General features: G+C 59.7%; 10 protein-coding genes. 9 read left to right on the top strand and 1 reads right to left on the bottom strand.

Annotated elements, in window-relative coordinates:
- The first annotated feature begins 102 nt into the window (after positions 1–102).
- From WLY71_RS20425 to trpE, 8 genes are all read left to right on the top strand, one after another.
- The gene (locus WLY71_RS20425; protein WP_347804981.1) at positions 103–1,227 is read left to right on the top strand and encodes an ABC transporter ATP-binding protein; all 1,125 of its coding nucleotides are present in this window, start codon (positions 103–105) and stop codon (positions 1,225–1,227) included.
- A 50-nt stretch (positions 1,228–1,277) separates the two neighbouring features.
- Entirely contained in the window at positions 1,278–2,321 is a 1,044-nt protein-coding gene (locus WLY71_RS20420; protein WP_347804980.1) for an ABC transporter substrate-binding protein, read from the top strand.
- A gap of 169 nt (positions 2,322–2,490) precedes the next feature.
- Positions 2,491–3,738 carry an ABC transporter permease gene (locus tag WLY71_RS20415; RefSeq protein ID WP_347804979.1) on the top strand — a complete coding sequence of 416 codons (1,248 nt, stop codon included), beginning with the start codon at positions 2,491–2,493 and terminating at the stop codon, positions 3,736–3,738.
- 12 nt (positions 3,739–3,750) lie between these two features.
- A complete protein-coding gene (locus WLY71_RS20410; RefSeq protein WP_347804978.1) occupies positions 3,751–4,575 on the top strand; it encodes an ABC transporter permease in 825 nt (274 codons plus the stop codon).
- Between the two features lie 218 nt (positions 4,576–4,793).
- Positions 4,794–5,942, top strand: coding sequence for an iron-containing alcohol dehydrogenase (locus WLY71_RS20405; RefSeq protein ID WP_347804977.1), 1,149 nt, complete (start codon positions 4,794–4,796; stop codon positions 5,940–5,942).
- Positions 5,943–6,021: 79 nt separating this feature from the next.
- Entirely contained in the window at positions 6,022–6,696 is a 675-nt protein-coding gene (gene rpe, locus WLY71_RS20400; protein ID WP_008027088.1) for a ribulose-phosphate 3-epimerase, read from the top strand.
- Positions 6,693–7,511, top strand: coding sequence for a phosphoglycolate phosphatase (locus WLY71_RS20395; RefSeq protein WP_347804976.1), 819 nt, complete (start codon positions 6,693–6,695; stop codon positions 7,509–7,511). The genes rpe and WLY71_RS20395 overlap by 4 nt, the downstream gene beginning before the upstream one ends.
- A gap of 71 nt (positions 7,512–7,582) precedes the next feature.
- Positions 7,583–9,064: an anthranilate synthase component I gene (gene trpE, locus WLY71_RS20390; RefSeq protein WP_347804975.1), complete on the top strand. Its 1,482-nt coding sequence runs from the start codon at positions 7,583–7,585 to the stop codon at positions 9,062–9,064.
- 176 nt (positions 9,065–9,240) lie between these two features.
- Here the strand turns inward: trpE and estP are convergent, their stop codons facing one another.
- A complete protein-coding gene (estP, locus tag WLY71_RS20385; protein ID WP_347804974.1) occupies positions 9,241–11,148 on the bottom strand; it encodes an esterase EstP in 1,908 nt (635 codons plus the stop codon).
- Between the two features lie 405 nt (positions 11,149–11,553).
- On the opposite strand from estP, the gene WLY71_RS20380 reads away from it, so the two are divergent.
- Complete coding sequence (locus tag WLY71_RS20380; protein WP_074871366.1) at positions 11,554–12,147, top strand: aminodeoxychorismate/anthranilate synthase component II; 594 nt, start codon at positions 11,554–11,556, stop codon at positions 12,145–12,147.
- Positions 12,148–12,151 lie beyond the last annotated feature (4 nt).

Raw genomic sequence — 12,151 nt, 5'->3', positions numbered from 1 at the left:
CTTCCATCCGGCTGAGGCCATTCTCTCCTGCGCCCCGATTTGCGTGGTCGGCAGCGTCCACTAGGCTTAGTCCACAGCAGTCATCACAACAAAGGTGTGGGTATGAGCCAGGTCGATACAAACGCAGGGGCCAGCGATATTCTGGTCAGCTTTCGTGGAGTACAAAAAAGCTACGACGGCGAGAACCTGATCGTCAAAGACCTCAACCTGGAGATTCGCAAAGGCGAATTCCTCACCTTGCTCGGCCCGTCCGGCTCCGGCAAGACCACCAGCCTGATGATGCTCGCCGGTTTCGAAACGCCGACCGCAGGCGAAATCCAGCTGGCCGGGCGTTCCATCAACAACGTGCCGCCGCACAAACGCGACATCGGCATGGTGTTCCAGAACTACGCATTGTTCCCGCACATGACGGTGGCCGAGAACCTGGCGTTCCCGCTGACTGTGCGCGGCTTGAACAAGAGCGATGTCAGCGACAAGGTCAAAAAAGTCCTGAGCATGGTTCAGCTCGACACCTTCGCCCAGCGTTACCCGGCGCAACTGTCCGGTGGTCAGCAACAGCGTGTGGCCCTGGCCCGCGCGTTGGTGTTCGAACCGCAACTGGTGCTGATGGACGAACCCCTCGGCGCACTGGACAAACAGCTGCGTGAACACATGCAGATGGAAATCAAGCACCTGCACCAGCGCCTCGGCGTGACCGTGGTCTACGTGACCCACGACCAGGGCGAAGCCCTGACCATGTCCGACCGTGTGGCGGTGTTCCACCAGGGCGAAATCCAGCAGATCGCGCCGCCGCGCACCCTCTACGAAGAGCCGAAAAACACCTTCGTCGCCAACTTCATCGGCGAGAACAACCGCCTCAATGGCCGCTTGCACAGCCAGACCGGCGACCGCTGCATCGTCGAACTCGGTCGTGGTGAAAAGGTTGAAGCGCTGGCGGTCAACGTCGGCAAGACCGGCGAACCCGTCACGCTGTCGATTCGCCCGGAACGCGTCAGCCTCAACGGCTCCAGCGAGTCCTGCGTCAACCGCTTCTCCGGGCGGGTGGCGGAATTCATCTATCTGGGCGACCACGTCCGGGTTCGCCTGGAAGTCTGCGGCAAGACCGATTTTTTTGTGAAACAACCGATTGCCGAGCTCGATCCCGCGCTGGCCGTCGGCGACGTGGTACCGCTTGGCTGGCAGGTCGAACACGTTCGCGCGCTCGACCCACTTCTAGAGGCGCATTGATCGCCCCCCTGCTTCAACAACACCAACCCTGCACGTGGAGAGAACAATAAATGTTGAGATCCCTGAAATTCACCGCTTTGGTCATGGGCATGATCGGCGCGGCACACGCAATGGCGGCGGGCCCGGACCTGACCGTGGTGTCCTTTGGCGGGGCGAACAAGGCGGCGCAGGTCAAAGCCTTCTACGCACCGTGGGAAGCGGCAGGTAACGGCAAGATCGTGGCTGGCGAGTACAACGGCGAGATGGCCAAGGTCAAAGCCATGGTCGACACCAAGAGCGTGTCCTGGGACCTGGTAGAAGTTGAATCGCCAGAACTGTCCCGTGGTTGCGATGAAGACATGTTCGAGCAGCTTGATCCGAAGTTGTTCGGCAAGTCCGAAGACTACGTCAAAGGCGCCATCCAGCCATGCGGCGTGGGCTTCTTCGTGTGGTCGACCGTGCTGGCCTACAACGCCGACAAACTGGCTTCCGCACCGACCGGCTGGGTGGATTTCTGGGACACCAAGAAATTCCCGGGCAAACGTGGCCTGCGCAAAGGCGCCAAGTACACCCTGGAATTCGCTCTGATGGCCGACGGCGTTGCGCCGAAAGACGTCTACAAAGTACTGGCCGGCAAGGATGGTCAGGACCGCGCGTTCAAGAAGCTTGATGAGCTGAAACCAAGCATCCAGTGGTGGGAAGCCGGCGCGCAACCGCCGCAGTACCTCGCTTCCGGCGACGTGGTCATGAGCTCGGCCTACAACGGCCGGATCGCTGCCGTGCAGAAAGAAAGCAACCTGAAAGTCGTGTGGAACGGCGGTATCTACGACTTTGACGCATGGGCCATCCCGAAAGGTCTGGATAAAGCACGCGCTGAAGCGGCGAAGAAATTCATCGCTTTCTCGGTGGCGCCGCAGCAGCAGAAGACCTACTCGGAAAACATCGCCTACGGCCCGGCCAACATTCAAGCCGTACCGTTGCTGGCCAAGGATGTCCTGAAAGACATGCCGACCACCCCGGAAAACATCGCCAACCAGGTGCAGATCGACGTCAGCTTCTGGGCTGACAACGGTGAGCAACTGGAACAGCGCTTCAATTCCTGGGCTGCGAAGTAAGCACGACCCTGTGGTTTGAACACCGCAATCCTTGTGGGAGCGAGCTTGCTCGCGATAGCAGTGGGTCAGTCAACATTGATGTTGAATGTAACGCCCCCATCGCGAGCAAGCTCGCTCCTACAGGTTGTTTGTATGCCTCTGCAACGATCAAAGATTTCCGGAGTACGCCATGGCCACCGCCATTCCCCTGAACGCGGGCACCGACCCCACCTTGAAGCAGCGGCTCAAGCACGCCGAGCGGATCAACCGCTGGAAAGCACAAGCCTTGATCGCGCCGTTGGTGCTGTTTCTGTTGCTGGTGTTCCTGGTGCCAATCGTGGCGCTGCTCTACAAAAGTGTCGGTAACCCGGAAGTGGTGGGCGGCATGCCGCGCACCGTGTCGGCTATCGCCAGTTGGGATGGCCGAGGCCTGCCCGCTGAACCGGTTTACAAGGCCGCCAGCGAAGACCTGGCTGAAGCCCGCAAGAATCAGACCTTGGGCGACCTGTCCAAGCGCTTGAACATGGAGTTGGCCGGCTACCGTAGCCTCCTGACCAAAACCGCACGTGCCTTACCGTTCGCCACCGAACCGGCCTCTTATAAAGAAGCGCTGGAAGGTCTCGACGAGCGCTGGGGCGACCCGGCCTACTGGCAAGCGGTGCGCCGTAACACCAGCAGCATTACCCCGTACTACCTGCTGGCGGCGGTCGACCACCGTATCGACGACCTCGGTGAAGTGGCCCCGGCTACCCCGGACCAGGCGATCTACCTCGACATCTTCGCCCGCACGTTCTGGATGGGTTTGATCATCACCGTGATCTGCCTGGTGCTGGCGTATCCGTTGGCGTACTTGCTGGCGAACCTGCCATCACGCCAAAGCAACCTGCTGATGATTCTGGTGCTGTTGCCGTTCTGGACCTCGATCCTGGTGCGGGTCGCCGCGTGGATCGTGTTGCTGCAATCGGGTGGCTTGATCAACAGCGGCCTGATGGCCATGGGCATCATCGATAAACCGCTGGAGCTGGTGTTCAACCGCACCGGGGTTTACATCTCCATGGTGCACATCCTGCTGCCGTTCATGATTCTGCCGATCTACAGCGTAATGAAAGGCATCTCGCCGACTTACATGCGCGCCGCGATTTCCCTCGGCTGCCACCCGTTCGCCAGTTTCTGGCGGGTGTACTTCCCGCAGACCTATGCCGGTGTCGGCGCCGGTTGCCTGTTGGTGTTCATCCTCGCCATCGGCTACTACATCACCCCGGCCTTGCTGGGCAGCCCGAACGATCAGATGGTCAGTTACTTCGTCGCCTTCTACACCAACACCAGCATCAACTGGGGCATGGCGACCGCACTCGGTGGGCTGCTGCTGTTGGCGACCGTGGTGCTTTATCTGATTTACAGCTGGCTGGTGGGCGCCAGTCGCCTGCGCCTGAGCTAAGGGGAGAACGAAATGCTGAGTCCTTATATGTCGCCCATTGAACGGGTGTGGTTCTACAGCTTGCGGATTCTCTGCGGCTTGATTCTGTTGTTCCTGATCCTGCCAGTGCTGGTGATCATTCCGCTGTCGTTCAACTCAGGCAGTTTCCTGGTGTACCCGCTGCAAGGTTTCTCGCTGCAGTGGTACCACGACTTCTTCGCTTCGGCGGAATGGATGCGTGCGTTGAAGAACAGCATCATCGTCGCCCCGGCGGCCACGGTGCTGGCGATGATTTTCGGTACGTTGGCGGCCATTGGTCTGACCCGCGGCGACTTTCGCGGCAAGGCGCTGGTGATGGCGCTGGTGATTTCGCCGATGGTGGTGCCGGTGGTGATCATTGGTGTGGCGAGCTATCTGTTCTTCGCGCCACTGGGGCTGGGTAACAGCTTCTTCTCGCTGATCGTGGTGCATGCGGTGTTGGGTGTGCCGTTTGTGATCATCACGGTGTCGGCGACGTTGCAGGGGTTTAACCAGAACCTGGTGCGCGCTGCTGCCAGCCTCGGTGCTTCGCCGCTGACGGCGTTCCGTCGGGTGACACTGCCGCTGATTGCCCCCGGCGTGATCTCCGGTGCGCTGTTTGCCTTCGCGACTTCGTTCGATGAAGTGGTGGTGACGCTGTTCCTCGCCGGACCTGAACAAGCGACATTGCCACGGCAGATGTTCAGCGGCATCCGCGAAAACCTCAGCCCGACCATCGCGGCGGCGGCGACGTTGCTGATTGCCTTCTCGGTGATCCTGCTGCTGACCCTGGAATGGCTGCGCGGCCGTAGCGAAAAACTGCGTACCGCCCAGGTCTGACGCTGTCCCTGTAGGAGCTGTCGAGTAAAACGAGGCTGCGATCTTTTGATCTTGATTTCTTAAGATCACAAGATCGCAGCCTCGTTTTACTCGACAGCTCCTACAGGGGTTTTGTGCGGTGTTCGAGATCTCTGGTCATTCATGGCCTGAATAGCAGACAAACCCCAATATCCAGCTACTCTTGTGCCCAGCTCCCCTATCTATAAGAGGCTGCGCACATGAGTCTTTCCTCTTTCAAAATCGCTCACAAACTGATCACCGGCGCAGGTGCCATCGAGCAGTTGGCGGCTGAACTGACACGCCTGGACATCGACAACCCTCTGATCGTCACCGATGCCGCACTGGTCAAGTCCGGCACGGTCGAGCTGGCGCTGGCGCAGCTGGGCGACCGAACCTACGAAATTTTCGACCGTGTATTGCCAGACCCGGAAATCGCCATCGTCGAAGACTGCATGCGGGTCTACCGCGAGGGCGGGCACGACGGACTGATCGGCCTGGGCGGTGGCAGTGCCATCGACATCGCTAAAAGTGTCGCGGCCTACGCCGGCTATCACGGGGCGCTGGAGGATCTGTTCGGCATCGATCAGGTGCCGCGCAAAGGCCCGCCGCTAATCGCCATTCCGACCACCGCCGGTACCGGCTCGGAAGTCACCAACGTGGCGATCCTTTCCGACAAGGTCGCGCAGCTGAAGAAAGGCATCGTCAGCGACTATCTATTACCGGACGTGGCGCTGGTCAGTCCACAAATGACCCTGACCTGTCCGCGCAGTGTCACTGCCGCCAGTGGCGTCGATGCACTGGTGCACGCCATCGAATCCTATCTGTCGCTGAACGCCTCACCGATTACCGACGCACTGGCCATCGGCGCCATCAAGCTCATCGCCAAGGCGCTGCCGAAGGCTTACGCCAATCCGTCCAATCTCCAGGCCCGCGAAGACATGGCCACCGCCAGCCTGATGGCCGGTATGGCGTTTGGTAATGCCGGGGTCGGCGCGGTGCACGCGCTGGCGTACCCGCTGGGCGGCCGTTACAACATTGCCCATGGCGTCAGCAACGCCTTGCTGCTGCCGTATGTCATGACCTGGAACAAAATGGCCTGCGTGGAGCGCATGCAGGATATCGCCGAGGCCATGGGGGTGAAGACCGCTCATCTGAGCGCCGACGACGCGGCCGACAAAGCCGTGGAGGCGATGACCGAGCTGTGCGCCGCGGTGGAAATCCCGGCGGGCCTGCACAGCTTCGGCGTTCCCGAGGACGCGATCCCGGCCATGGCGGTAGAAGCTGCGGGGATTGAGCGTTTGATGCGCAACAATCCGCGCAAATTGAGTGCCGTCGATATCGAGAAGATCTACCGCGCGGCCTACTGATTATCGCGTCACGGTGCGCGCTTCAAAGCATGCGGTATACAATGCGCGCCATCGTGATTCTGCTCAAAAAAGGTGCGTCATGCAGCCCTTCGTCATTGCTCCGTCGATTCTCTCCGCCGACTTCGCCCGCTTGGGTGAAGAAGTGGACAACGTCCTGGCCGCCGGTGCCGACTTCGTGCACTTCGATGTCATGGACAACCACTACGTGCCGAACCTGACCATCGGCCCGATGGTCTGTGCCGCACTGCGTAAGTACGGCGTGACCGCGCCGATCGACGCGCACCTGATGGTCAGCCCGGTGGACCGCATCGTGGGTGATTTCATCGAGGCCGGCGCGACGTACATCACCTTCCACCCGGAAGCCAGCCAGCATGTTGACCGTTCCCTGCAACTGATCCGCGAGGGCGGCTGCAAGTCGGGCCTGGTGTTCAATCCGGCGACCCCACTGGACGTGCTCAAGTACGTGATGGACAAGGTCGACATGATCCTGCTGATGAGCGTCAACCCGGGCTTCGGCGGGCAGAAGTTCATCCCCGGCACCCTCGACAAGCTGCGTGAAGCGCGGGCACTGATCGATGCTTCCGGCCGTGACATCCGCCTGGAAATCGACGGCGGCGTGAACGTGAACAACATTCGTGAAATCGCCGCTGCTGGCGCTGACACCTTCGTCGCCGGCTCGGCGATCTTCAATGCACCGAACTACCAAGAGGTGATTGAAAAGATGCGTTCCGAACTGGCGCTGGCTCGCCCATGAGTGGCTTTGAGCAGCTGTTCCCGGGGTCTCTGCCGCGGTTGGTGATGTTCGATCTGGATGGCACGCTGGTCGATTCGGTCCCCGACCTCGCAGCGGCTGTGGATAACATGCTGCTCAAACTCGGGCGTCAACCTGCTGGTATCGCATCGGTGCGTGAGTGGGTGGGCAACGGCGTGCACGTACTGGTGCGCCGGGCCTTGGCCAACCACATCGACGCCGAGGGTGTCGATGAGGTCGAAGCTGAGCATGCCCTGACGTTGTTCAACGGCTTTTATGAGGACGGTCACGCGCTGACGGTGGTCTACCCCGGCGTGCGCGACACCCTGAAATGGCTGCACAAGCAGGGTGTAGAGATGGCGCTGATCACCAACAAGCCGGAGCGCTTCGTCGCGCCGCTGCTGGACCAGATGAAAATCGGTCGTTATTTCCGCTTGATCATCGGCGGCGACACCCTGCCACAGAAAAAGCCGGACCCGGCAGCGCTGTTCTTCGTGATGAAAATGACCAACATCCCGGCGTCGCAATCCTTGTTCGTCGGCGATTCGCGCAGCGATGTGCTGGCGGCAAAAGCGGCGGGGGTCAAATGCGTGGCACTGAGTTACGGCTATAACCATGGCCGGCCGATTGCCGAAGAGTCGCCGGCGCTGGTGATCGACGATCTGCGCAAGTTAATTCCCGGTTGCCTGGATCCGGCCGCTGAGATAACGTTGCCCGACGCTGTTCAACCCCCTTCTGGAAACGCCATCGTGGTGGTCACTCGCAAACTCTGGATGAAAGTCATCAAGGCCCTGGCCCGCTGGCGTTGGCGCGCCTGACTTGTTCCTGGCCGGCATACCGGCGCGTTTGCATTCCTGACTGTTAGACCCTCAAGCCACGAGGTTACCCCATGATCCGCGAAGAATTCCTGCGTTTGGCCGCTGCCGGCTATAACCGCATCCCGCTTGCCTGCGAAACCCTGGCCGACTTCGACACACCGCTGTCGATCTACCTGAAACTGGCCGACGAGCCCAACTCCTACCTGCTGGAATCGGTGCAGGGCGGGGAGAAGTGGGGCCGTTACTCGATCATCGGCCTTCCGTGCCGTACCGTGCTGCGGGTTCACGACCATCACATCAGCGTGACCCATGACGGCGTCGAGATCGAAAGCCACGAAGCTGAAGATCCACTGGCCTTCGTCGAAGCATTCAAAGCTCGCTACAACGTGCCAACCATCCCTGGCCTGCCGCGTTTCAATGGCGGTCTGGTGGGTTACTTCGGTTACGACTGCGTGCGCTACGTGGAGAAGCGTCTGGGCAAGTGCCCGAACCCGGATCCGTTGGGCGTGCCGGACATTCTGCTGATGGTTTCTGACGCGGTAGTGGTATTCGACAACCTCGCCGGCAAGATGCATGCGATTGTCCTGGCCGATCCGTCGCAAGCAGAAGCCTTCGAGCAAGGTCAGGCACGACTGGAAGAGCTGCTGGAAAAACTCCGTCAGCCGATCACCCCGCGCCGTGGCCTGGATTTCAGCAAACAACAGTCTGCTGATCCGGTATTTCGTTCGAGCTTCACCCAGGACGATTACGAAAAAGCCGTCGACACCATCAAGGAATACATCCTGGCCGGCGACTGCATGCAGGTCGTGCCGTCCCAGCGCATGTCGATCGACTTCAAGGCTGCGCCCATCGACTTGTACCGCGCGCTGCGTTGCTTCAACCCGACGCCTTATATGTACTTCTTCAACTTCGGCGACTTCCACGTCGTCGGCAGTTCGCCGGAAGTGCTGGTGCGGGTCGAAGACAACCTGATCACCGTGCGCCCCATCGCCGGCACCCGTCCGCGCGGCGCCAACGAAGAGGCCGACCTGGCACTAGAAAAAGACCTGCTGTCCGACGACAAGGAAATTGCCGAGCACTTGATGTTGATCGACCTGGGCCGAAACGACACCGGTCGGGTCTCGGAAATCGGTTCGGTGAAACTCACCGAAAAAATGGTCATCGAGCGTTATTCCAACGTGATGCACATCGTTTCCAACGTCACCGGTCAATTGAAGGCCGGGCTGACAGCGATGGACGCACTGCGGGCGATTCTGCCGGCGGGCACCTTGTCTGGCGCCCCGAAGATTCGCGCAATGGAAATCATCGACGAACTGGAGCCGGTCAAGCGTGGTGTCTACGGCGGCGCGGTCGGCTACTTCGCCTGGAACGGCAACATGGACACCGCGATCGCGATCCGCACCGCGGTGATCAAGAACGGCGAACTGCACGTGCAGGCCGGTGGCGGCATCGTTGCCGACTCGGTACCGGCGCTGGAATGGGAAGAAACCCTGAACAAGCGCCGCGCGATGTTCCGTGCGGTGGCCCTGGCCGAGCAAACCCCGGCAAGCTGAGTTCACGCAAAACCTGTGGGAGCGAGCCTGCTCGCGAAGAGGCCAGCACAGTCAACATTGATGTTGTCTGACCCACCGCTTTCGCGAGCAGGCTCGCTCCCACAAAGACTTCACCAGCATAAAAAAACGCGGCACCTGTGAGGGCGCCGCGTTTTTTGTGCCTGCTGTTTGCCGGATCAGAAGTCCAGCGCAACCCCAACGGTAAGCCCTTGCTGGGTAAAGTCATCATCCTTGCGGAACGTGTATCCGCCACGCAGCGCCAGATCGGCCGTCAACTTGTGGCTGACCCCCAGGCTCACGCGATTCAAGTGGCTTTGCGGTGTATAGCCGTCCAGTTTGAAGTCCAGGGACGGCAGGCTGTTGAGCGCGATGTTTACTTTCTGAGTGTCATCCTCGTATTCATGCTCATACGCGTATTCGCCGAACACTTGAGTCTGCTTGGTGATCTGATACTTACCCTGCAGACCGGCACCCAGACGTTTTGAATCGCGAGTCTGATCGTCAAAGGTCAGCGCTGTGGAACGAGTGCTGTTTTCCGAGTAGCCGTCGACTTCCACTTTTGCGTAATCGGCGCTGATGAACGGCGACAGGTGCCACTCGCTGCCCGGTTGCGCAATGTCGTAGCCAAGGCGAGTGCTGAAGGCCCAGAGATCGCCATCGGTATCGCCTTTCTCCGCGCCTTCGCTGGCACCCAGGTCGAATTTGCGTTTGAGGTTGTCGTAATCCAGCTTACCGCCGGTCAACGCGGCATCGGCCCACCAGCGATTCTGCTGGAACTGAGCGAAGGCGGTGGCCAGGTAGCTGTTGAGTTTGTAGTCCGAATCGTTATTGCCTGCTTCCAGGTTCTGACGATAGAAACCCGCCGCCACACCGACGCGCCAGGCGTCATTGAGACGATAGCTGCCGCCGATATTCAGGTTGTAACCGTCGCCGTCGGCGCTGGCTCCGCTGCTTTGGCTATCGACATCCAGATGCTGCCCACCACCGGCGACAATGGCGCGCCATTGGCCGATCACTTGCCAGTTATCCCAGTCCGATTGCCATTGGCTGCGCAGTTCATCCTGGTGCGCACGCAAGGTAGCGTGGGCCATTTCCGGCAACAACGTCAGCTCCCAAGGCGCTGCCAGTAAGGAATAGGCATAGTCGGAAATCAGCTTTTGCCCGGCTTCGGTCGGATGAACCCCATCGTTATAAATCAGCTTGCTGGGGTCCGGGGTGGCACTGTTGATGCCATACGTAGCGTTTTCGGTGCAGCTGTTACCGCTGAAGCAAGTCGCCGTCAGGTTCTGGCCTGTAGCAAAACCGAATCGAGCCGGATCGGCGAAGGTTTCCTGCAACAGCAGCGGAATGTTCAACGGGATGATTTCGGCATCGATCCCCGCGAGACGGGTGACCAGTTGCCGGTTGAAGGCAGAGCTCAGTAGTGAGGTGGGTGCCTGCTGGGGCGTGCCATTGATGGCGGGCGTCAAACCCAGGTCGGGCAGCAGCCAGACCATAATGTACCGGGCTCCGGCGGTTTGCAGAACCTGGACGCTGTTGGCCAGTCGATCCGCAGCGGCATTCGCCTGAGCGCCACTTTGTACACGTCCCTGAAGAAAATCGTTCCCGCCCCCGGAAATGTAATACAGCGCATTCGGATCGGCGCTGAAGTTGTTTGTCGGCAGATAGCCCGAGCGTGTGCGTTCACCCGTGGCGGATACGCTGGTGATCGAGGTGAGGATCTGGTCGGTGCGATATCCGCCAACGGCCCAGTTGTTACCGTCCGGCAGACCCTGGTTCGCGCGTGCCGCCGAGGTTGAAGCAGCCGTCTGGTCCGGTGAAAACCCCAGCCTTCCGCCCAGCAATTGCGTCGAGTTGGCGGAATAGACTTCGCCGCTGCCGTTCTGGTAAACCGGTCCGGTCCGGTTGGTGAAGCGCAGGGTCGAGCCGGGAGGGCCGCCCGTGTCGGTAAACTGCCCGGCATCGTTGAGGCTATCGCCGAAGACGATGAAATTCGAATAGGGGTTGGGCGCCGCGATCGCCTGGGTGCAGGCCATAGCGAGCAAGCAGCCGGCAAGCGGTACAGCCAACGTCTGTCTGATCATGAGCAAGTCCGTTTGTTATTGTTGTAGTGAGCAAAACGACAGTGCCAGAAACTATAGAGCCTGTTGCCGTTCGGCGCGAACCCGTCAATTGTTTCAAGAGCTTCGATCGCCCCATATTGCACGCTCTGCCCAGCTAAGTTACTGTGCCGAGACGTATAAATGAGACCTTCCCCGTGTTGATCGTCAGCAAACTTCTGGATCAAGTCATCAAGGCACACGCCCGTTGGCGTTGGCGCGCCTGAATCCTTCTGCCGGCCCGGCCGGATCTTTACCGCTTTGCCTTCTTTACCCGCAAGACAAACCGCTTTGCAGCGCAACTCCAGCGACTGACAAAGTGCAGGAAGCTGCGGGTAAATCTTTCGAAGGCTGTATTCAAAGTCAGTAAATTCAAGAGGTTCTTAAGCCATGTTGCTGATGATCGATAACTACGACTCTTTTACTTACAACGTTGTGCAATACCTCGGTGAGCTCGGCTCCCAGGTCAAAGTCGTGCGCAACGATGAGCTCACCATTGCCGAAATCGAAGCCCTCAACCCTGAGCGGATTGTCGTTTCACCCGGTCCTTGCACGCCGAACGAAGCCGGCGTGTCGATTGATGTGATCAAGCATTTTGGCGGAAAACTGCCGATTCTCGGCGTGTGCCTGGGTCATCAATCCATTGGCCAGGCCTTTGGCGGCGATGTGGTCCGCGCCCGTCAGGTCATGCACGGCAAGACCAGCCCGGTGTTCCACGAGGACAAAGGCGTATTTGCAGGCCTGAACCATCCGCTGACAGTCACCCGCTATCATTCACTGATCGTCAAACGCGAAACCTTGCCCGATTGCCTGGAGCTGACCGCTTGGACCCAGCTTGAAGACGGTTCGGTCGACGAGATCATGGGCCTGCGTCACAAGACACTGAACATCGAGGGCGTCCAGTTTCACCCTGAGTCGATCCTCACCGAACAGGGCCACGAGCTGTTCGCTAATTTCCTCAAGCAAACCGGCGGCACGCGCTAAGGAC

This window comes from Pseudomonas rossensis (assembly GCF_039888995.1).
Classification (GTDB): Bacteria; Pseudomonadota; Gammaproteobacteria; order Pseudomonadales; family Pseudomonadaceae; genus Aquipseudomonas; species Aquipseudomonas rossensis.
The sequence above is the reverse complement of the archived record's forward strand: the minus strand, read 5'-3'. Positions and strand labels throughout refer to the sequence as shown.